We start from the raw sequence: 22,765 nt of genomic DNA on the forward strand, positions 1-22,765 counted from the left end.
TGCCTAGGGCTTTTTTGGCCAGGCGGGCACTTCCCGGCGGGCGCCCGTGGGCAATGCGGGCGCGGGCATATCGCCCCACTGGCCCTGGCCGGGTGATGGGTCAGACGGTTTTGCAGCCTGGCCTGGATCGGGCGGGCTTGTCGACGGCGTTTGCGGTTGGCGGCGATGACGCAAGGCGAACTCGGCCACCGCTTCGATATCTTCCTCGGCGATGGCACTCGCGCCGCGCCAGGCAGCATGGGCGCGCGCGCCACGCAACCAGACCAGGTCGGCGCGCAAGCCATCGACGCCAGCGGCAAAGCACCGCTCGGTGATCTGCGCCAGGGCCTGGTCGTCCAGTTCAATACTGTCGAGCCGCTGGCGCGCCTGGGTGCAACGCTCACGCAACGCCGCCTGCGGTTCGGCCCATTGGCGGCAGAACGCCGCCGGGTTGCTGTCGAAATCCAGGCGGCGCCGGATGATCTGCCCGCGCTCGCTCGGCAAAGTCTGCCCGCTCAGCGCCACATTAAAGCCGAAACGGTCGAGCAGTTGCGGGCGCAACTCGCCCTCCTCCGGGTTCATGGTGCCGATCAGCACAAAACGCGCCGAATGGCGATGTGAGATGCCATCGCGCTCAATCAGGTTGGTGCCGCTGGCGGCCACGTCCAACAGCAGGTCGACCAGGTGATCGGGCAGCAAGTTGACTTCATCGACATACAACACACCACCATCGGCCTTGGCCAATACGCCGGGGGAAAACTGCGCCCGGCCCTCGCCCAGCGCGGCGTCCAGGTCCAGAGTGCCGACCAGGCGCTCTTCGGTGGCGCCCAGCGGCAAGGTGACGAACTGGCCGCTGACCAACAGATCCGCCAGGCCACGCGCCAGTGTCGACTTGGCCATGCCACGCGGGCCTTCGATCAGCACACCGCCGATTTTCGGGTCGATGGCGGTCAGGCACAGCGCCAGTTTCAGCTCATCGGCGCCGACCACGGCGGACAGCGGGAAATGGGGGATATCAGTCATGCCTGCTCTCTTTAAATTGGATCGTTCCCACGCTCCCGCGTGGGAACGCCTCACTGGACGCTCTGCGTCCGCTTTTGTGACGCGGAGCGTCACTGGCTGCATTCCCACGCGGAGCGTGGGAACGATCGGTCAGCTGTCTTCTTCTATGTCCAGCAACAGGTTTTCCAACGCCTCGCGGTACGCGCCCGGCTCCTGCCACATGCCGCGTTGCTGGGCTTCGAGCATGCGTTCGGTCATGTCGCGCAATGCCGCCGGGTTGTGCTGCTGCACAAAGGCGCGGGTGTCGGCGTCGAGCAGGTAAGCGTCGGCAAGCAAGGCGTATTGGTGATCGTCGATCAGTGCAGTGGTGGCGTCGAACGCGAACAAATTGTCCACCGTGGCCGCCATCTCGAATGCGCCTTTATAACCGTGGCGTTTCACCCCGTCGATCCACTTGGGGTTGGCGGCACGGGAGCGGATCACCCGGTTGAGCTCTTCCTTCAAGGTGCGGATCTTCGGCAGGTCCGGCTGGCTGTGGTCGCCATGGTAGCTGGAGGCTTTGTCGCCACTCAGGGTTTCCACGGCGGCGAGCATGCCGCCCTGGAATTGGTAGTAATCGTTGGAATCGAGCAGGTCGTGTTCGCGGTTGTCCTGGTTGTGCAACACCGCCTGTACCTGGCTCAGGCGCTGGGCGAATTGGTCGCGGGCGGCGGTGCCTTCGTCGGCGCCCCCATAGGCGTAGCCACCCCAGTTCAGGTAGACCTCGGCCAGGTCTTCGCGGCTTTGCCACAGGCGGCCGTCAATCGCGCCCTGCACACCCGCGCCATAGGCACCGGGTTTGGCGCCAAAGATGCGCCAGCCGGCCTGCTTTGCCGCGGCCGCTTCATCCAGGCCCGACTCGAGCAACGCTTCACGCTCACTGCGCACCTTGGCCGCCAGCGGGTTCATGTCGTCTGGCTCATCCAGCGCCGCCACCGCCTGCACCGCCGCATCGAACAGGCGGATCAGGTTGGCGAACGCATCGCGGAAGAACCCGGACACGCGTAGCGTCACATCCACCCGTGGGCGATCCAACAAGCTGATCGGCAGGATTTCAAAGTCATCCACACGCTGGCTGCCGGTGGCCCATACCGGGCGCACGCCCATCAGCGCCATGGCCTGGGCGATATCGTCGCCGCCAGTGCGCATGGTGGCGGTGCCCCATACAGAGAGACCGAGCTGGCGCAGATGGTCGCCGTGGTCTTGCAAGTGCCGCTCAAGGATCAGGTTGGCGGATTGAAAGCCGATGCGCCAGGCCGTGGTAGTGGGCAGGTTGCGCACATCCACGCTGAAGAAATTACGCCCGGTAGGCAGCACGTCGAGGCGCCCGCGACTTGGCGCACCGCTGGGGCCGGCAGGTACGAAACGGCCACTCAGGGCATCCAGCAGGCCGCGCATTTCGGCGGGGCCGCAGGCGTCCAGGCGCGGCGCGACAACAATGCGCAGGCCTTCGATGACCGACTTCACGTCCTCCCAACCGGGTTCTTCGAGCTGTTCGAGCGGCCCTTCCAGTGCCTGCTCGATCAGTCGCGCGGCATACAGTTCCAGACGTTCGCGGGTGTCACCGGCGGTACGCCACAGCTGCGCGTCGATCTTCTGCAGCACTTCGGGGCGGCGCCCGGTCCAGGGCTCGGACAGGGCACAGTCCAGCGGGTCGAAACCCAGGTCGAAGGCTTTGGCCAACACCCGCAGCAGGCTCGATTGCGGGCCACGCCCATCGCCACGGGGAATGCGCAGCAAGGCCAGCAAGGTGTCGATGCGCAGGCGGCCTTCGGGCGACTCGCCAAAGATATGCAGGCCGTCGCGGATCTGCGACTCCTTCAAGTCGCACAGGTAGGTGTCCAGGCGCGGCAGCCAGACCGCCGCGTCAGCGTCGTTGTCCAGCTCAAGTTCCTGGTCGATTCGGGTTTCGCGCACCAACTTGAGAATGTCTTTTTGCAGCTCGAGGGCACGGCGTGGGTCAAGCAACTGCGCTTCGTAATATTCGTCTGCCAACAGCTCCAGGTTACGCAGCGGGCCATAGGTTTCGGCGCGGGTCAGCGGCGGCATCAGGTGGTCGATGATCACCGCCTGGGTGCGGCGCTTGGCCTGGGCGCCCTCGCCTGGGTCATTGACGATAAACGGGTAGATATTCGGCAATGGCCCGAGCAGCGCATCCGGCCAGCAATGTTGCGACAACCCGACACCCTTGCCCGGCAGCCATTCAAGGTTGCCATGCTTGCCCACATGGATCACGCCATGGGCGCCGTAGGTGTGGCGCAACCAGAAGTAGAACGCCAGGTAGCCGTGGGGCGGCACCAGGTCGGGGTCGTGGTACACCGCGCTGTGGTCCACCTGATAACCGCGTGCCGGCTGAATGCCGACGAAGGTCAGGCCCAGGCGCAGGCCGGCGATCATCATGCGCCCGTCGCGGCACATCGGGTCGTGGTGCGGCGCGCCCCAGCGCTCCAGCACGGCCTGGCGATTGGCTTCGGGCAAGCGCTGGAACATCGCCTCGTAGTCGTCCAGGCTCAGGCTTTGATGGCACGGGCGCAGGTCGAGGCTGTCGAGGTCGTTGGTGACGCCGCCGAGCAATTCATGGATCAAGGCAGTGCCGCTGGCGGGCAACTCACTCGGCACCGGGTAACCTTCGGCTTGCAGCGCACGCAGGATATTCAGCGCTGCTGCCGGCGTATCCAGGCCCACGCCATTGCCGATGCGGCCGTCGCGGGTCGGGTAATTGGCCAGGATCAGCGCAATGCGTTTGTCGGCATTGGGTACTCGCGCCAGTTCGACCCAGCGCCGCGCCAGTTCAGCGACAAAATCCATGCGTTCCGGCGCTGCGCGGTAGCACACCACGTCGGATTGGCTGCGCTCGCTGCGCCAGGCTAAATCTTTAAAGCTGATGGGCCGGCTGATAATGCGCCCGTCCAGCTCCGGCAAGGCAATGTGCATGGCCAGGTCACGCGGGCCAAGGCCCTGTTCACTGGCCTCCCAGCCAGGTTGATTGTCCTGGGCGCAGATCGCCTGGATCACCGGGATATTGCGGCGAAACGGCCGCAGGTGCGGGGCTTCCGGGCTGGATTGGGCAAAGCCGGTGGTGTTCAAAATCACCGCCGCCTGCACTGCATCCAGCAAGTCCTCGACCACTGTCAGGCAGCCGGGTTCTTTCAAACTGGCCACCGCCATCGGCAGCGGGTTAAGACCCGCCGCCTGCAAGCGTTGGCAGAACACATCGATAAAACCGGTATTGGCCGCCTGCAAGTGCGAGCGGTAGAACAACACCGCCGCCACCGGCCAGTCGGCGTGCCAATCGGTCTGCCAGTCGTTCAGCCGTGGGTGGGGTTTATGCGGGTGATAAATCGCCGTGCGCGCCAGGGTTTGCGGCTCGTCCCAGGCGTAATCGCGGCCCAGGTGGCTGCTGGCCAGGCAACGGTAGAAATCCAGCGCATTGCCCAAACCGCCCTGGCGCAGGAAGTGCCAGAGGCGGTCGCGCTCAGCCATGCCAACGGTGCTTAAGCCGCTGAGTTCCGGGTCGGGGCGATCATCGCCCGGCACCAGAATCAACTGCACGCCGCGCTCGGCCAACTCCACCAGGCGCTCGATGCCGTAGCGCCAATAACCGATGCCACCGTGCAGAGAAATCAGGATGACCTTGGCGTGGCGCAGCACCTCGTCGACGTAGAGGTCGACCGAGGCGTGGTTTTGCACCTGCATGGGGTTGGCCAGGCGAAAGCTGGGGTAGTCATCGGGTAACTGCTGGCCGGCCTCGGCCAACAGTGCAAGGCTGGAATCACCGCTGCACAGGATCACCAGCTCGGCAGGGGTTTGCCCAAGGTCGGCAATATTGTCGTCCGAAACAAAACCACCCGGCTGAGTCCTGAGCAGGTGCATGGGTTAAACGCTGAGCGCTGCGCGCAGCTGCGCTTCGAGGCCCGCCGCATCCAGCTCCTGGCCGATCAGCACCAGGCGCGTGATGCGCGCTTCGTCGGCGCCCCAGGCACGGTCGAAATGTTTGTCGAAACGCGTGCCCACACCCTGGATCAGCAAGCGCATCGGCTTGTTCGGGATCGCCGCGAAGCCTTTGACGCGCAGGATGCCGTGTTGCACCACCAACTGGGTCAGGGCGTCGAGCAGCAGCGCTTCGTCGGCTTGCGGCAGGTCGATGGAGATGGAGTCGAACGCATCGTGGTCGTGATCGTCTTCACCTTCATGGTGATGATCGTGATGGCTGTGGCGGCCGTCGATGTGTTCTTCGGAACCCGCGCCCAGGCCGATCAGCACGTCCAATGGCAGGCGACCGCTGCTGGCTTCGATGATTTTTACGGCCGGCGGCAGTTCTTCGGCGACTTCCAGGCGCACGCGGGCCAGGTCTTCGGCGCTGATCAGGTCGGATTTGTTGAGGATCACCAGGTCGGCGCTGGCCAACTGGTCGGCAAACAGCTCGTGCAGCGGCGATTCGTGGTCCAGGTTCGGGTCGAGTTTGCGCTGGGCGTCAACCTGGTCCGGGAAGGCGGCGAAGGTGCCGGCAGCCACGGCCGGGCTGTCGACCACGGTGATTACCGCGTCAACCGTGCAGGCGCTGCGAATCTCCGGCCACTGGAAGGCTTGCACCAGCGGTTTTGGCAGGGCCAGGCCCGAGGTTTCGATAAGGATATGGTCGAGGTCGCCGCGACGTGCCACCAGCTCGCGCATCACCGGGAAGAACTCTTCCTGCACGGTGCAGCACAGGCAGCCGTTGGCCAATTCGTAAACGCGGCCGTTGGCTTCTTCTTCGGTGCAACCGATGGAGCACTGCTTGAGGATTTCACCGTCGATGCCCAGTTCGCCGAATTCGTTGACGATCACGGCAATGCGACGGCCTTGAGCGTTGTCGAGCATATGGCGCAGCAAGGTGGTTTTACCCGAACCGAGGAAGCCGGTAACGATGGTGACGGGGAGTTTGGCCAGTGTTTTCATCGGATGCCCTTGGGGGCGGGCAGACGGGACGATAGACCCTGCGACGGCGCGCAGCAGCGGATTTCGTCACCGGATCACCCCGCCCGGTTAAGTAGAAAATCGGTTGCGAGGCAGGTCTCCTGGCTTGGGGTTTGCAGGTCTTGCGACCCGCGCTGGCTGCGCCTTCCCGCCGTTATGGCAGTGGCGTGGCAGGCAGCTGAACCCTTCACAGTTGCGGGGGCAGCCGCGGCTTGGACCGCGTTCCCTTCTTAGCTTCGGCGTGGGCCGAAGAACCTCGAAGGTGCAAGGCTACAGGGGCTCGCGCCATTTGACTACCGTCGCCCGCCCATGCTCTCCTACACATCTTGTTTCGGGTGCCCTTCACAGGGTGAAACGGGAAACCGGTGAGTCATCGCGTGATGACGAGTCCGGTGCTGCCCCCGCAACGGTAAGCGAGCGAAGCATCAAATCCACTGTGCCTGTGCATGGGAAGGAGATGCTTGATACGGCCCACCTCTTTTCCCAAGAGCGCCCCTCGCAAGCCCGGAGACCGGCCCGAAAAAATCAGATAACAAACCCGCGGTGGGCGGGCGCTGTTCAGAACCCTGCGCGCCTGCCTCGCGGGGTTTTCATGCGCCTGCGTCACCCTGAACCCCTGAAGGGACGCGCCATGTCGATCATCAGCAGCACTTCGCACACCGCCAGCAGCACCACTACCTTGAGCCAACGCCTGGGCGCCGCCATTGGCGCGTCGATCCTCGGCGCGTGCCTGGTGTACTTCGCCGGTTTCTCGCATATCGAAGCGGTGCACAACGCCGCCCACGATACCCGCCACAGCGCCGCGTTCCCGTGCCATTGAGGCCTGCCGACATGATCAAGCGTATTGCCCAAACCGCAGGTTTCACTGGCCTGCTGGCCGCCCTGTTGCTGACCCTGCTGCAAAGCTTTTGGGTCGCCCCGCTGATTCTGCAGGCGGAAACCTTTGAAAATGCCCCGGCCGCCGAAGTGGTGCACGAACACGCCGCTGGCGCCGCAGCCCACACCCACGATGCCGAAGCCTGGGAGCCGGAAAATGGCTGGCAGCGTGTGCTGTCGACCACCGGTGGCAACCTGGTGGTAGCGGTCGGTTTCGCGCTGATGCTGGCCGGCCTCTACACCTTGCGCGCGCCGACCCGCACGGCTCAAGGGTTGCTCTGGGGCTTGGCCGGTTACGCGACGTTTGTACTGGCGCCCACCCTGGGGCTGCCGCCGGAGTTGCCGGGCACGGCTGCCGCCGACCTGGCACAACGGCAGATCTGGTGGATCGGCACCGCGGCCTCCACCGCCGCCGGTATCGCACTGCTGGTGTTTGGTCGTAGCTGGCTGCTCAAGGTGTTGGGCGTGGCGATCCTGGTCGTGCCCCACGTGATCGGCGCGCCGCAACCGCAAGTGCATTCGATGCTGGCACCCGAAGCCCTGGAAGCACAGTTCAAAATCGCCTCGCACCTGACTAACGTGGCCTTCTGGCTGGCCTTGGGCTGGATCAGCGCGTGGCTGTTTCGCCGCAACCGCGACAGTCAATACTCGGCATGACATTGGTGGTCGGCCTGGGCTGCCAGCGCGGCTGTGATGTTCACACCTTGCTCGGCCTGTTTGACGCAGCCCTCGCCGACGTCGGCATTGAACGCCAACGCATCACCGCGTTGGCGAGCATTGATCGCAAACAGGCTGAACCCGGCCTGCTGGCCCTGGCCCGACTGCTGGAGCTGCCCTTGCAGTGTTTCAGTGCTGCACAATTGGCCGGTTATGAACAGCGCTTGAGCCACAAGTCAGCCGTCGCTTTTGCGCATACAGGTTGCTATGGCATCGCCGAAAGCGCCGCCCTGGCCCTGGCTGAACAGCTCTCCCAGCGCCCTGCCCGCCTGTTGATCACGCGCAAAAAAACCGCCCAGGCCACCTTTGCATTGGCGTGCGCCGACTAAAATCCCGATAATTGCCCTCCTCGATCATGAGCAACTTTCATGCTCGCCCGTTTTTCAACAGGAATTCCCATGACCGTCTACTTTATCGGCGCAGGCCCCGGCGACCCGGAATTGATCACCGTCAAGGGCCAGCGGCTGATCCGCAGCTGCCCGGTGATCATCTATGCCGGCTCCCTGGTGCCGGCGGCGGTATTGCAAGGTCATCAGGCTGAACAGGTAGTCAACAGCGCCGAATTGCACCTGGAACAGATCATTGAGCTGATCAAGGCAGCCCACGCCAACGGCCAGGATGTGGCGCGCGTACACTCCGGCGACCCGAGCCTGTATGGCGCGATTGGCGAGCAAATCCGTTATTTGCGTGAGTTGGGCATACCGTTCCAGATCATCCCTGGGGTGACTGCAGTGTCGGCTTGCGCCGCGTTGCTGGAAACAGAGCTGACCCTGCCGGACATCGCCCAGAGTGTGATCCTGACCCGTTATGCCGATAAAACCAGCATGCCGGCGGGTGAGGCATTCGACAGCTTGGCGCAGCATGGCACAACGATGGCGATTCACCTGGGGGTCAACCACCTGGAGAAAATCGTCGCCGAACTGCTGCCGCACTACGGCGCGGACTGCCCGATTGCCGTGGTACACCGCGCAACGTGGCCGGATCAGGATTGGGTGCTGGGCACGTTGGCGGATATTGCCGAGAAAGTAGCGGCCAAAGGGTTTCGGCGTACGGCGTTGATTGTGGTGGGTCGGGTGCTGGCCAGTGATGGTTTCAGCGAATCGTCGCTGTATCGGGCGGGCCATGCGCACCTATATCGCCCCTGAAGTGTGGGAGCTGGCTTGCCTGCGATAGCGGTGTATCAGCCACCGGATTTGTTGGCTGATAGGCCGTCATCGCAGGCAAGCCAGCTCCCACAGTTGATCTACTTTGTTAAGTAGACTTCGCAAGACACTGAATTTAAAGCATAAAAAACGGCGCTCACGGGGCGCCGTTTTTTTCTTCGCAGTGAACACCTTACTCAGTAGTAGGCGTTTTCTTTCTGCGTATGGTCGGTCACGTCACGTACACCCTTGAGCTCCGGGATACGTTCGAGCAAGGTGCGCTCGATGCCCTCACGCAAGGTCACGTCCGCCTGGCCGCAGCCTTGGCAGCCGCCGCCGAACTTGAGCACGGCAATACCGTCTTCGACCACATCGATCAAGCTGACCTGACCGCCGTGGCTGGCCAGCCCAGGGTTGATCTCGGTTTGCAGGTAGTAGTTGATGCGCTCGTTGACCGGGCTGTCGGCGTTGACGTTCGGTACCTTGGCGTTGGGCGCCTTGATGGTCAACTGGCCGCCCATGCGATCGGTGGCGTAGTCGACCACGGCGTCATCGAGGAAGGCTTCGCTGAAGTTGTCGATGTACGCAGTGAAGCTTTTGAGCCCCAGGGCGGTGTCTTCAGGTTTCTCTTCCCCGGGCTTGCAGTAGGCGATGCAAGTCTCGGCGTACTGGGTGCCGGGCTGGGTGATAAAGACGCGGATGCCGATGCCTGGGGTGTTCTGCTTGGACAGCAGGTCAGCCAGGTAATCGTGGGCGGCGTCGGTAATGGTTATGGCAGTCATGGAAACTCCTCACAGGCTTGCCGGCAGTTTACGCCAAAATATTACGCAGGTACAAAGTCCGAGTAATTTTGTCGGAAAAGGCCCAACCAACTCATCAGAGATTCTCATACCGATTCATATCCAGCACCCCGTCTTCCAACGGCGCAGTCTCGCGGATGTACTGCGACAGGTCGTGAAAGTATTGCCAGAACAACGGATGACTGCGCCGCACACCCCACCGATCAACAATCTTCTCGAACGGCTTGGCATCCCTGGCGTTTTCCATGGCCGCCACAAACTCGGGCACCTCTCGCGCAGGGATATTGAAGATGAAGTTCGGATAACTGCTAAGCACCCCCGGATAGATCGTCACCGTATCCAACCCCGGCTGATAGCGATAAGCCTCGCCCAGCAGGAACGCCACATTACTGTGCGCGCGGTTACGCAGCAGGCTGTAAACCACGCGCTTGCCGCTGGCGGTCTCGATACGCAGCATGGTCGCCTCAGGCAACTGATCAATCACCTTGAGCCCCGCCGCCGGGCGTGATGTCAGCCGGCTCAATGCCTGCTCCGCGTCCTGCAACGCCGGGTCGATACCATCGCGCGAGCAATAAGCACCCGTGCAGCGGTTGATCGGATCCGGGCTGGCATTCAAATTGCCGTAACGCGTCAATAATTGGTTGGCGAAGTCACGTTTCGGGTCTTTTTCATCCAGATGCAAGCCGCTTGGCTTGTCGTCGTCAATCGCCTCGTAGTCCAGCCACAGCTTGAGCTTGCCGCTGTTCTGGTACCAATCATCCATAAAGTCATCGCGGGTATCGGCCGGCATCAGGCGCAGGAAGTTCTGCTCGGCGCCGTTGCGGATCAGGTCGAAATACAGCCGGGTCTGGGCCTGGTGCGACACATTGCCGAACACATCGAAATTCACCGCCAACTGGTAATAGGTGCGCTCCAGCAGCGGATAGTCGAACAACCACATCGTCTGCGGTACTTCGCCAATCAAGCCTTTGGTCACCGAAGCACTGTCGAAATGCCGGAAAATCGTCAGCAAGGCGTTGTCATTACCCGCCCACAAGGTCGACCAGCTCGGCGGCGGCACGTCCGCGTAGCTGTCACGGCGCAAGGCTTCGTATTGGTTGCGCTTGTCGCGATAGGCCAGCCACAGGCTCAGCACACTGCCCACGTCATCGTTCTGCCCCGGCATCGCCAGCAGCGGAGTAGCCTGGCCGCGATAGCGTGCATCGGTGATGTACAGGTCGTGGTCCGGGTCCTGGAACAGGGTCCAGAAGTTATCGCGAATCACGTCCGTGGCGATCTGACCACGACAGACCGGCCCGCGAATGAAGGTGCGTACAAAATACTCGGCGTTATCGAGCATGAACTGGTAGCGCGCCTTGGCCGGGATGGCTTCAAAGGTTTCGAACGGGTTGGCACGACGACCGGGGCCATAGCCCGGCAAGGCACTCACCTGCCAGTCGCCGGAATAGAACAGGTCTTTGATCCGCGCCATTTTCGCCGCGCTGAACGGGTAAGTGATGTGGGTTTTATGCACGATCACGCCCTGCACCGGCCACAGGCGGTAATACACCTGGGTGCCCGGGTCATCGTTGGGTCGACGGGTGGCGATCAGGTCGATGGGCTGGCCACTTGGCGTGCGCGAACGCACCCATTGGAAGAAATGCCCCGGCTCACCGTTTTCGAAATAAATATGCGCCAGGTACAAATGCTCGTACAGCCAGCGCGCCACCAGGCTTTCACGGGCGCCAGGCTGGTTGAACAGGTTTTCCCACTGCTGTACTTGCAGGGCTTCCCTGGCACTTGGCGCCAGGCCTTGCTCGTCAATCGGCGCACCGGAGGCGAGCCAGCGCTGCAAGGTTTGGTATTGCTGGTCGGTCAAACCGGTGACCGCCAGCGGCATGCCTTCCTTGGGATGGCTGCCGGCGTAGGCATTGAACTCGCCGGGCATGGCGCACATGTTTTGGCGGTTGAGGCCCAACACAATCTCATCGGGCAACTTGGCATTGGGTTGCAGCGGCGCGTTATGCCCCAGCTCCAGCATGCGCGCCATCAATGCGGCCTGGCTGCCTTGGGCGTCGAGTACCGAATAGAAGCCTTTTTGTTGCCAGGCCTGTTTGCCGAATGCGTCGTAGAACAAACGCGTGGTCGGCGTGGCCTGGCTGCGCTCGCCGTCATACACCGGGGTTTTGCTCGCGCCACGGGACGCACCCTCGGCGCTGCCCAGGTTTAATTGGCACGCGGAGTCGTAGCAGGCATGGCAGGCCACGCACTTTTCGGTGAAGATCGGCTGAATGTCGCGGGTATACGAAATCGCCGGGGCGGGTCCGTTGGCCTGTGCAACGCAGGCGACCAGTGCCAGGACGGCGCTGGTGAGTAGACGAAGTGACATGTATCCGGTCCCGATTCAATGCGTGCGCTATAAGTGCCGGCAATTCTACCGGGCCAAGACCCGCACCAACATGAACGATATTCATGAAAAACCAGGACATGCTCTAAATCGGCACAGGTTTGTTATGATTCACGCCCTCCGAAATGCCTGACCAGAGTAGCCCCATGTCCGACCGTAGCGTTCGTCTGCAAGCCCTTCATCAAGCCCTCAAGGACCGAATCCTGATCCTCGACGGCGGTATGGGCACGATGATCCAGAGCTACAAGCTCGAAGAGCAGGATTATCGCGGCAAACGCTTCGCCGACTGGCCGAGTGACGTCAAGGGCAACAACGACCTGCTGGTACTTACCCGCCCGGACGTAATTGGCGGTATCGAAAAGGCTTACCTGGATGCCGGCGCCGACATTCTGGAAACCAACACCTTCAACGCCACGCGTATTTCCATGGCCGACTACGGCATGGAAGAACTGGCCTATGAACTGAACGTAGAAGGCGCACGCCTGGCGCGCAAGATCGCCGATGCCAAGACCCTGGAGAACCCGGCCAAGCCGCGTTTTGTCGCCGGCGTGCTTGGCCCGACCAGCCGCACCTGCTCGCTGTCGCCGGATGTGAACAACCCCGGCTACCGCAACGTGACCTTCGATGAACTGGTGGAAAACTACACCGAGGCCACCAAAGGCCTGATCGAAGGCGGCGCCGACCTGATCCTGATCGAGACCATCTTCGACACGCTCAACGCCAAGGCCGCGATCTTCGCCGTGCAAGGCGTGTTCGAGGAATTGAATGTCGAACTGCCGATCATGATTTCCGGCACCATCACCGACGCCTCCGGCCGTACCCTGTCGGGCCAGACCACCGAAGCGTTCTGGAACTCGGTGGCGCACGCCAAGCCGATTTCGGTCGGCCTCAACTGCGCCCTGGGCGCCAGCGAACTGCGCCCGTACCTGGAAGAGCTGTCGAACAAGGCCAACACCCATGTGTCGGCGCACCCGAACGCCGGCCTGCCCAACGAGTTCGGCGAGTACGACGAACTGCCGTCGCAAACCGCAAAAGTCATCGAAGAATTCGCCCAGAGCGGTTTCCTCAACATTGTCGGCGGCTGCTGCGGCACCACGCCGGGCCACATTGAGGCCATCGCCAAGGCGGTGGCCGGGTATGCGCCGCGCCAAATTCCGGACATTCCCAAGGCCTGCCGCCTGTCGGGCCTGGAGCCGTTCACCATTGATCGCAGCTCGTTGTTCGTCAACGTCGGCGAGCGTACCAACATCACCGGTTCCGCCAAGTTCGCCCGGCTGATCCGTGAAGACAACTACACCGAAGCCCTGGAAGTCGCCCTGCAGCAGGTGGAAGCCGGCGCGCAGGTGATCGACATCAACATGGACGAGGGCATGCTCGATTCGAAGAAGGCCATGGTGACCTTCCTCAATCTGATTGCCGGCGAGCCGGACATCTCCCGTGTGCCAATCATGATCGACTCCTCCAAGTGGGACGTGATCGAAGCCGGCCTCAAGTGCATCCAGGGCAAGGGCATCGTCAACTCGATCAGCATGAAAGAAGGCGTCGAGCAGTTCATCCACCACGCCAAGCTGTGCAAGCGGTATGGCGCAGCGGTGGTGGTGATGGCCTTCGACGAAGCCGGCCAGGCCGACACCGAAGCGCGCAAAAAAGAGATCTGCAAACGTTCCTACGACATTCTGGTGAATGAAGTCGGCTTTCCGCCGGAAGACATCATTTTCGACCCGAACATCTTCGCGGTCGCTACCGGTATCGAAGAACACAACAACTACGCCGTCGATTTCATCAACGCCTGTGCCTACATCCGTGACGAGCTGCCGTATGCACTGACCTCCGGCGGCGTGTCCAACGTGTCGTTCTCGTTCCGGGGCAACAACCCGGTGCGTGAGGCGATCCACTCGGTGTTCCTGCTGTATGCGATTCGCAACGGCCTGACCATGGGCATCGTCAACGCCGGCCAGCTGGAGATCTACGACCAGATCCCGGCCGAGCTGCGTGACGCGGTGGAAGACGTGGTGCTTAACCGCACGCCGGAAGGCACCGACGCCCTGCTGGCGATTGCCGACAAGTACAAGGGCGACGGCAGCGTCAAGGAAGCCGAGACCGAGGAATGGCGCGGCTGGGACGTCAACAAGCGCCTGGAACACGCGCTGGTCAAGGGCATCACCACGCATATCGTCGAAGACACCGAAGAATCGCGCCAGTCGTTCGCACGCCCGATCGAAGTGATCGAAGGCCCGTTGATGTCCGGCATGAACATCGTCGGCGACCTGTTTGGCGCCGGCAAGATGTTCCTGCCTCAAGTGGTTAAATCAGCCCGGGTGATGAAGCAGGCCGTGGCGCACTTGATTCCGTTTATCGAGCTGGAAAAAGGCGACAAGCCGGAGGCCAAGGGCAAGATCCTGATGGCCACGGTCAAGGGCGACGTGCATGACATCGGCAAGAACATCGTCGGCGTGGTGCTCGGTTGCAACGGCTATGACATCGTGGACCTGGGTGTGATGGTGCCGGCGGAGAAGATCCTGCAGGTGGCCAAGGAGCAGAAGTGCGACATCATCGGCCTGTCCGGCCTGATCACGCCGTCGCTGGATGAAATGGTGCATGTGGCCCGTGAGATGCAGCGCCAGGACTTCCACCTGCCATTGATGATCGGCGGCGCCACCACTTCCAAGGCGCACACGGCAGTGAAAATCGAGCCCAAGTACAGCAACGACGCGGTGATCTACGTCACCGACGCCTCGCGTGCCGTGGGTGTGGCCACGCAGTTGCTGTCCAAGGAGCTGAAGGCCGGTTTTGTCGAAAAGACCCGCCTGGAATACATCGACGTGCGCGAACGTACTGCCAACCGCAGCGCGCGCACCGAGCGCCTGAGCTATCCGGCCGCCATCGCCAAGAAGCCGCAGTTCGACTGGAGCAGCTACACACCGGTCAAACCGACCTTCACCGGCTCCAGGGTGCTGGACAATATCGACCTCAAGGTGCTGGCCGAATACATCGACTGGACGCCGTTCTTTATCTCCTGGGACCTGGCCGGCAAGTTCCCGCGCATCCTTGAAGACGAAGTGGTCGGTGAAGCCGCCACTGCGCTGTATGCCGATGCCCAGGAAATGCTCAACAAGCTGATCGACGAAAAGCTCATCAGCGCCCGCGCCGTGTTCGGTTTCTGGCCGACCAACCAGGTGCAGGACGATGACTTGGAGGTGTATGGCGACGATGGCCAGCCGATTGCCAGGCTGCACCACCTGCGCCAGCAGATCATCAAGACCGACGGCAAGCCGAACTTCTCCCTGGCCGACTTCGTCGCGCCTAAAGACAGCGGCGTGACCGACTACATCGGTGGTTTTATCACCACCGCAGGCATCGGCGCCGAAGAAGTCGCCAAGGCTTATCAAGACGCTGGCGACGACTACAACTCGATCATGGTCAAAGCCCTGGCCGATCGCCTGGCCGAGGCCTGCGCCGAATGGCTGCACCAGCAAGTGCGTAAAGAGCACTGGGGTTACGCCCGGGACGAACAGCTGGATAACGAGGCACTGATCAAAGAGCAATACACCGGTATCCGCCCTGCCCCCGGCTACCCGGCATGCCCGGACCACACCGAGAAAGCCCAACTGTTCCAACTGTTGGACCCCGAGGCCCAGGAAATGCACGCCGGGCGCAGTGGTGTATTCCTTACCGAGCACTACGCCATGTTCCCGGCGGCGGCCGTCAGCGGCTGGTACTTCGCCCACCCGCAGGCGCAATACTTTGCCGTGGGCAAGATCGACAAAGACCAGGTCGCCAGCTACACCGCGCGCAAAGGCCAGGACCTCAGCGTGACGGAGCGCTGGCTGGCGCCGAACCTGGGGTATGACAACTGAGGTCAATCAGCGGGCATACCATTCGACCCAGGTAATGGTCATCTCAGGGACGTGATGACCGACCGGTTGAGGTGAAAGCGGACATTGCACCAGCCCCCCGGCTGACTGCCTGCCAGACGCTGATGCGCCGTGCGGCATACCTCCATCAATTTCTGTTTGCGGGCCATAAGCTTTTCGACTCGAACCGCCCGAGCGCTTCATAGTCCAGCTGGTGGCTATTGGCGTCCGAGCGGTAGATGACTGGTGTATGCCAGGATGTGCCGCTCGCCTAGGGTGGTACAGCGCGTCGGTGGTACTCCTGTAACGCCTTCACCGCGACCAAATCCGATTTCCTGTTGCTTCCCCATCAAACAGGCAAAAGGATTTCATCATGCCCACCCCGAGTTCCTCCACGGCCCTGAGCCAGCTACCCGCCCAGGCCATCCATGCGCATTTCGCTACGCGCCCGGCCTTGTATTCCGTGGTGTTCAATGCGCTGCGCAGCCGCATCCTGGAACGCTATCCGACACTCAAACTGGACCTGTCCACGCTTAAGCTGGCTATTCCACACCCGGAGGGTGTGTACACCTACCGACCGCTGATGGAAGTCGCCATCACCCATGTGCTCAACCCGCAGTTGCTCGACCTGCGGCCCAAACGCGAACTGGCGTACTATCTGACGCAACAGATCCCCACGATCCTCAAGCCTGATGCCCCGACGCTGATCGACATGCAGGCAATCGCAAGCATCATTGATGACCTGCCCGAATCGATTCACCTGTATTTCCAGGCGGCGCTGGCCGACTATTGGAGCGAAACCGACAGCCATGGCAGCAGCCGCTGGCAGTGGCTGGGCGAGTTTCTCAACGGCCGGATGACCGCGAGTGCCACGAGCGGATCGAGCTTGAACCCGACCCAGCAGGACATGCTCAGGGTCGTCGCCACCTGGCCGACACAGACCGAGCGTCTCCCCAAATCTTCGCCCGCCACTTATGTCTATTTTGTTGAGAACACACTCGTCAATGCCGACCAGGAAGTTCGCCTGCTGACACCCGACCTGCTGCTGGTGCGCGACAAGCAGGTGCTGCTGTACAGCGTGGCCGGGGATATTCAGGTGTTTGACGACCTGGATGAATTCGGCCAGGCCTGGGCAACCAGCATGCAGACGCGGTTCCAGTTCGACAGCCTCACCTGGCGACGCAATGAACCCGATGGCAACGTGTTCGAGCAACAGGCCGGCCTGATCCTCAATCAGCAACTGGAAGACCTGGCGACGTTGAAGTTTCAGGGCCAGGACGAAGTGACCCTTGGGCGACGCCTGGAAAAGCTCACCGATCCGGCGCTGCTGTTTACCCAGGTGCCGACAGCCGCAACGGCGACCTTGCAAAAGGTCGATGAGCACCTGCCACCGTGGCTCGCTCAAGCCAACGACGCTGACCGTTTTGCCTACCATCGCCACCTGCAAGACATGGCACAGGTGATGCGGCAAAACCAGGGTCAGGCGTTCAATGAGGGCATAGAAAACATCTACAGCTTCAGTCGCGATGCGTTGCGCAAGCAGATGCAAACCGATCATGGCGACTGCGACCCCGATGAGGTGGTGCTGGACTTTGCCGTGGCTGCCGGCTACCCAGGCGGCGCTGGCATTATCGAGCATGTGCGCATGTCGCTGACGGAACTGGCGCTGAAGAACCTCGCCGGCAAGCCAAAAGGCACACTCACGCTGTTTTCCAAAAATGCAACGCCTCTTCCAAGCTGGCTCAACGCGGACTATCTGTTGGGCAGTACCGGGCTGATCCAGCGCGTCGATATCGGCACCATGTACCCACAAACAATCAAAGACACCTTGTTGTCCGACACGGTTGACGCACGGCGCCGGGAAACCCTGTTTACCCGTGAACTCAAGGTCAAGCTGCCGATGCAGGCACTGGAATACAAGATCCGCGGGCAGCATGGCGTCACCGTCACCGGTTATCGCTACGTGAAGGCGTTGATGGGCGAGATGCCCTCGGACAGGGTCGTCGACGAGCAGGAGATTGTTTTGCGCCCATTGGCCCTGTGCCGCAAACCCGGCGCTGCGCCAGATGAAGTCAATAATGCGTTTATTATCGAACCGCGCGATGCGCGTGTCGGCCCGCACCTGCTGTACCAGCCGCTGTATGCCGACGCCCTGCATGAATACCCGACCCGCCAGGCCCTGCTCGACGCACTGGCCGCATCCGGCGCGCTGCAAGACACAGTGCTGGCGTGGCTGAGCGACAAGGTCCGCCCCATCTACGAGCATGGCGGCATCAAGGAACCGCACATCATTCGCTTCCTGCCTGGGGACGAATTCAGCCTCCCTGAAAATCCGGCACCTGCGACCCTGGCCGTGGATGAAGGGGCAGGCGAATGGCTGCAATCGCAAGTCAACGGTCAACTGCTCAATCATCTGTTCGGCAGCACGGCACGGGCCCTGGTCGACCTGGCGGACCGCGAGTCGGTGTCCAACCATGAAAGCCGCTGGGCCGTGGTGATGGAAGGCGCATGGCTGCTGTTCAATACCCTGCTGTTACCGCTGGTGCAGGGCCCGGCCATGCTGGCCGGCTGGTTCCTGGTGCTGGTCAGCAGCCTGGAGCAGGATTTGGCCGGCCTGGACAGCGATGACCCCACCACCCGCGAGCTGGCACTGATCGATCTGTTGCTCAACACCGCGATGGTGCTGCTGCACGCCACTGCTCCTTCCGATCGATCTCGACAGCCGCTGTCGGAGCCTTCCGCGCAGGAGCACGCCCTGCAACTGGAAACGTGGCGACGCCCGATGGGACTGCCCGCTGCGCAAGAAGCGCGCATAGTGCGCCATGGCCCAGTATCGCTGCCAGGTGAACCACCGGCGACCGGCCACACAGCCTTGGATTTCGCCCACTCGATTGCCAGCCCTCAAGCCGGTGCCAAGTTGCTCAAAGCGTTGCTCGATGTGCAGGTGCCGTGGCCCACCCCGCTACCCTCCGCGCTACCACACGGAGTTCTCAAAGGGCTGTACTGGATTGACGGCAAGTGGCACGCCAGCGTCGGTGGATTGTTGTTCCAGGTGAACGTGGTGCCGGGCTTTAACGAGGTCTATCTGGTGCATCCGGACCATCCCCAGCATCCCGGCTTCAAGGTGGTCAGCGATGGCCAAGGGCATTGGCGGCTGGACCGGCATGCCAGGCTGGAGGGCGGCATGCCCAGACAAAGAGTGGCTGCGTTAATCGATCGCAAGAAACAACGGCTGGCACAACTGAACCCAATGCTGGAAGTTCATAGCCGTGAATTAACGCCGATGGCGAACCATCTGCAGCAGCTTCTTCAAGCCGTGACCATGGCGCGCACTCAATTGGCTGAACAGAAACTCGCCCTCAGAAAGGACTGGGAAATGCTCAACAACCCCGGACTGTTGCCGGCATTGCAACCCCGGATCGCCGAGCGCCATGCGCAACGCCAACGCTCCACGGCGCGCGCCAGAGTTCAATGGGATATCGCCGTCGACAATTACCGCACAAATGCGCAGGGGCTTCTAACCGGGCTGCAACAGAGCGAAGCCATGGCGACGGAAATGATGGCGCTGGACAGAACAGAGCCGACATACAAAGAGGCACGCGATAACGCGACGTCGAATATTTACAAGCACTGGTTGGCGACTTATGCGCACCAGCATCAAAAAATCGCCGACACGCTGGAGACCCAGCGCGGCGAAAGCTTTTCAGCGTTGCTCAAACGTATCGACAGGGAACTGCCCAACTACATCACTGATGGCTATGACGAATATATCAGCGCCGCAACGCAGCGACTGGAGGCGCTCAATGAACTGCTCGAGAGCGCAGAAAAATGCGAAGCCATCATGCAACAAGCCAGCCCGGCACTGCGTGAAAGCTTGTTGAAAGAGCATCCAGAATTCCAAAACATTTCCTCGCTCGTCATCAAGCAGCACATCCTGTTATCGCTGGTCGAGGTGCTGCTCAATCGCGCGCTTGACGCCGATAAACCCCAAGAGCGTCCGTTCCTGGAACTCCTCGCCGACCGCCAGATCTACGCTACTGTCAACGCACACACGGAAATGCGCAGGACTGCCGGTTACTCCGAGACTGAGCAAATCAACGTACTCAAGGATGTGCTGCAGCACTATGAAAGCCTGGAAAACGCCGTTCTCTCGCTGACGGACATGGGCTGTGCGCTGCTGCGAGAGCAGTACCGCGCGCTATTTGTGCAGCAACTGAGCGAGGCCCGCACCAGCCTCGAAGCGCAATTGGCCAACTTGATCCTGGTTGAAGAACGGCTGGCCCCCAGGCCCGCCCGCGACAAAGCCAAGCGACAAAAACCGGCCAGCCGACGGGTCATCAAAACCGCCGACAAGAAAAGCCTGGTCGGCGACGTGCGTACCGGCCAGGCTGATGAACCGGGCAATTACGTCGACATTGTCGACACGCTTACCGGCGCCATCGTCGCTACGTACCACGAACACGCCAGCGAAGGCGTGTGGAAAATCGTCGAGCCCGCAAGCGTGCCGACCAAAGCGCCCACGCCCGCGGCTCGCCCATTGAGAAGAATCAGGCCAGATGCCCAAGCCATCAAGGCTCAGCGCGCAGGCATTGATGCCAGCATTCGCTTCCAGCAGCGCAAACTGTTGGAGCCCAGTCAACGTGAGGAAGTCGATCCCCATGATTGGGATGTAATGTTGAGCCAGCACGCGGCCAAATTCGAAGCACTTGCCGAGGAACTCAAAAGCGCGACCGACGAACCCGCCATTGACTTGAGGAACAGCTACCGCGAAGAGGCCAGAGCCGCAACAGCCCAGGCTCGGCAGCTGTGCGCCGAAGGTTACCTGCTGCAACGCCCCAAAGCCGCTAAGGTCGACTATCTGCACACTCATGGTTTTGTCGACATCAACCTGGTGAAAAAACGCGTGCCGCTGAAGGCCGGCGACTACCTCACCGAATATGTCATACGCGACAAGCGCAAAATCAAGCCCGGGCAACGGTCGGAAGATGCGGACCTGTGGTTCGCGCATTTCCATTACCGATCCGTCGAGTCGCCGGCATCAAAACCTGACTTCGGCCACTTGAAGACCTCGGCGGAGCGGCGCTTTACCCGCAAGGAACTGATTGATCAAGCCAGGGCAAACAACCGCGCCGTGATCAACCTGGACAAGGCCCTGATTGAGGCGCCGCTGGATCAGAAACTGTTCTTGATCCTGGAAGTGTAAGGTTGTTCTGATCGTTCCCTCCCGTGGGAACGATCAAAAAGCAGAGTTCAGAGGGATGATACAAGCCAGTCGCAGGCGGCCCGATTGTCTATGCTCTGTAGGACAGCCTTGCGGACGAGGGATTTATGAACGATCCAGCCAACAACAAGCCGCCGACCTTCTGGCAGATGCTGCACAGCATCATGGCGGCGGCCTTCGGTGTACAAAGCGGCAAAAACCGCGCTCGAGATTTCACCCATGGCAAACCCAGTCATTTTGTCGTACTGGGTATTGTGTTTACGGCGGTGTTTGCGCTGACGTTATTTGGCATCGTCAAGCTGGTACTGCACCTGGCCGGGGTTTAATGCAACAGCAGTTGCAGGCTGAACGGGTAACGGTAGGACACGGGCTTACCCACGGCTGACAGTGCGCGGAAATCCACCGCTGGCATTGGCCCTGACAAACGTTTTGATTGGTTGACATCAATCAGCTGGAATAACGCCTCTTTACGGTCACGCCCGCCGTAGGCGCCAATATCAAGCCCTTTGGCGTCATCATTGATCAGCACCATCGCCCAGCCGCCCAGGGTGAAATGCCCCGCGACCAAAGTACTCAGGCGCCCATCCAGGCGTGCCTTGAGGATGTCGGGCGAGCTATTGATCGCGCTGAACAGCGCGTCCTTGCCAGGCACACGACCGCTGTCTTGCAGCGCCTGCATGGCGCCCAATGCCATCTCATCATTGGCCGACCACACCAGCGCCGTCTGTGGGTAGCGTTTGAACAGTTGCGTGGCTTGTTCAAAGGCGCGCTGGCGGCTCCACTCGCCGTAGACCAACTGGCGCAGGCGCACTTCGGGGTGTTCGGCCAAGGCGCGGTGCAACCCTTGTTCACGCAACTGTGCGGCTGGCGTGTTCTTGGCGCCGGAAAACGCCAGCAGGTCCAACGAAGTGCCCGGCGTCACCGGGCCGTGGTTGCGCAACAAATCGGTGAGCATCAGGTAACCGGCTTGCTCGTCGTCGGCCACCAGGCTGCCGATCCAGCGGGCATCTTTATGCGCATCGAGCAATTGCACCTGATCGGCAGTCAGTGCGTTATTCACGATCAGCAACTTGACCCCACTGCCCTGGGCCAAACGCAATATCTGCGGGGCGACGTATTGCTCGTTGACCAGCACCAGGTAATCGGGCCGCTCGCTGCCTTGCAGTGCTTCGCGGGCCTGGGCCAAGGTGTTAGCGGCGCTGCGCTCGGAATAACGCACGCGCAAATCCAGGCCGAGGTCCTTGGCAGCGGCCTGCATAAATTGCGCATAGCTGACCCAGAAGCTTTCAGTGGACGTGCCCGGGTTGAGAAACACCACTGAGGTTGCCTGGGCCATCGCCCCATAGGCCACGCCCAGCAACCCCACACACGCAATCAGAACCTTCAGCATGGTTGTTTGTGCCTCGAATGTTGATCGCCATCATAATGGCAATGAGACAGTCAATCGAGGTTCAATCAACCTTCTTTATTGGTGGCTAACCCAGAACACGGCGGTTCCAACCACCAAAATTATCAGAAACAGAATGGCCCAGGCATCAACGGTACTGTCAGGTTTACGTGCTTTGGTTGAATTGCTCATCGCATCGCCTCTTGTCGGTTTTATAGGTGATTGCACTAAGACTCGACGACAGTAAAGATCATGATTGCCCGCATGACAAATGTGGGTATCGCGATAACGGTTCTCATTAGTCAATTTGGTTATTTACATATACTCAAACATCACTTTTGCGCATAAACGCAAACTGGTATCGTGCGCCGGCTCCGTTGGGAGTGCGCGGCCGTGCGCGCAGATT

At 61.2% G+C, this 22,765-nt stretch carries 13 protein-coding genes and 2 riboswitches; of the genes, 7 read left to right on the forward strand and 6 right to left on the reverse strand.

All coding sequences use genetic code 11. The annotated features are described in order from the left end of the window. Positions 1-3: 3 nt before the first annotated feature. From AOA62_RS15780 to cobW, 3 genes are all read right to left on the reverse strand, one after another. Positions 4-1,002 carry an ATP-binding protein gene (locus AOA62_RS15780; protein ID WP_099549114.1) on the reverse strand — a complete coding sequence of 333 codons (999 nt, stop codon included), beginning with the start codon at positions 1,000-1,002 and terminating at the stop codon, positions 4-6. Positions 1,003-1,131: 129 nt separating this feature from the next. Further along, positions 1,132-4,893, reverse strand: coding sequence for a cobaltochelatase subunit CobN (gene cobN, locus AOA62_RS15785; RefSeq protein ID WP_099549115.1), 3,762 nt, complete (start codon positions 4,891-4,893; stop codon positions 1,132-1,134). Between the two features lie 3 nt (positions 4,894-4,896). Next, a complete protein-coding gene (gene cobW / locus AOA62_RS15790; RefSeq protein ID WP_017136909.1) occupies positions 4,897-5,958 on the reverse strand; it encodes a cobalamin biosynthesis protein CobW in 1,062 nt (353 codons plus the stop codon). Between the two features lie 91 nt (positions 5,959-6,049). Then, positions 6,050-6,250, reverse strand: a riboswitch (cobalamin riboswitch). A 42-nt stretch (positions 6,251-6,292) separates the two neighbouring features. Then, positions 6,293-6,511, forward strand: a riboswitch (cobalamin riboswitch). 96 nt (positions 6,512-6,607) lie between these two features. Between cobW and AOA62_RS15795 the strand changes: the two genes are divergently transcribed. The 4 genes from AOA62_RS15795 to cobM all read left to right on the forward strand — a co-directional run bounded on the left by AOA62_RS15795 (position 6,608) and on the right by cobM (position 8,714). Beyond that, the gene (locus tag AOA62_RS15795; protein ID WP_017136910.1) at positions 6,608-6,796 is read left to right on the forward strand and encodes a CbtB-domain containing protein; all 189 of its coding nucleotides are present in this window, start codon (positions 6,608-6,610) and stop codon (positions 6,794-6,796) included. A gap of 11 nt (positions 6,797-6,807) precedes the next feature. Then, positions 6,808-7,509: a CbtA family protein gene (locus AOA62_RS15800; protein WP_099549116.1), complete on the forward strand. Its 702-nt coding sequence runs from the start codon at positions 6,808-6,810 to the stop codon at positions 7,507-7,509. Continuing rightward, positions 7,506-7,898, forward strand: a complete 393-nt coding sequence (locus AOA62_RS15805) for a cobalamin biosynthesis protein (RefSeq protein ID WP_017136912.1) — start codon at positions 7,506-7,508, stop codon at positions 7,896-7,898. Before AOA62_RS15800 ends, AOA62_RS15805 begins: the two co-directional genes overlap by 4 nt. A 69-nt stretch (positions 7,899-7,967) precedes the next feature. Continuing rightward, positions 7,968-8,714, forward strand: a complete 747-nt coding sequence (gene cobM, locus AOA62_RS15810; protein ID WP_099549117.1) for a precorrin-4 C(11)-methyltransferase — start codon at positions 7,968-7,970, stop codon at positions 8,712-8,714. A 194-nt stretch (positions 8,715-8,908) separates the two neighbouring features. On the opposite strand, the gene nfuA is transcribed toward cobM, so the two are convergent. Then, a complete protein-coding gene (gene nfuA, locus AOA62_RS15815) occupies positions 8,909-9,493 on the reverse strand; it encodes a Fe-S biogenesis protein NfuA (protein WP_017136914.1) in 585 nt (194 codons plus the stop codon). A gap of 94 nt (positions 9,494-9,587) precedes the next feature. Further along, positions 9,588-11,879: a fatty acid cis/trans isomerase gene (locus AOA62_RS15820; protein WP_099549118.1), complete on the reverse strand. Its 2,292-nt coding sequence runs from the start codon at positions 11,877-11,879 to the stop codon at positions 9,588-9,590. 164 nt (positions 11,880-12,043) lie between these two features. Between AOA62_RS15820 and metH the strand changes: the two genes are divergently transcribed. The 3 genes from metH (at position 12,044) to AOA62_RS15835 (ending at position 21,298) form a co-directional block, all read left to right on the forward strand. Beyond that, positions 12,044-15,754, forward strand: coding sequence for a methionine synthase (metH, locus tag AOA62_RS15825; RefSeq protein ID WP_099549119.1), 3,711 nt, complete (start codon positions 12,044-12,046; stop codon positions 15,752-15,754). 370 nt (positions 15,755-16,124) lie between these two features. Then, positions 16,125-20,954 carry a DUF6543 domain-containing protein gene (locus tag AOA62_RS15830; protein ID WP_099549120.1) on the forward strand — a complete coding sequence of 1,610 codons (4,830 nt, stop codon included), beginning with the start codon at positions 16,125-16,127 and terminating at the stop codon, positions 20,952-20,954. A 125-nt stretch (positions 20,955-21,079) separates the two neighbouring features. Next, positions 21,080-21,298, forward strand: coding sequence for a DUF2970 domain-containing protein (locus tag AOA62_RS15835; protein WP_017136917.1), 219 nt, complete (start codon positions 21,080-21,082; stop codon positions 21,296-21,298). Here the strand turns inward: AOA62_RS15835 and AOA62_RS15840 are convergent. Then, complete coding sequence (locus AOA62_RS15840; RefSeq protein ID WP_099549121.1) at positions 21,295-22,362, reverse strand: ABC transporter substrate-binding protein; 1,068 nt, start codon at positions 22,360-22,362, stop codon at positions 21,295-21,297. The genes AOA62_RS15835 and AOA62_RS15840 overlap by 4 nt on opposite strands. Between the last annotated feature and the right edge of the window lie 403 nt (positions 22,363-22,765).

Origin of the sequence: Pseudomonas sp. 2995-3 (assembly GCF_002742565.1) — a bacterium.
Lineage (GTDB): Bacteria > Pseudomonadota > Gammaproteobacteria > Pseudomonadales > Pseudomonadaceae > Aquipseudomonas > Aquipseudomonas edaphica.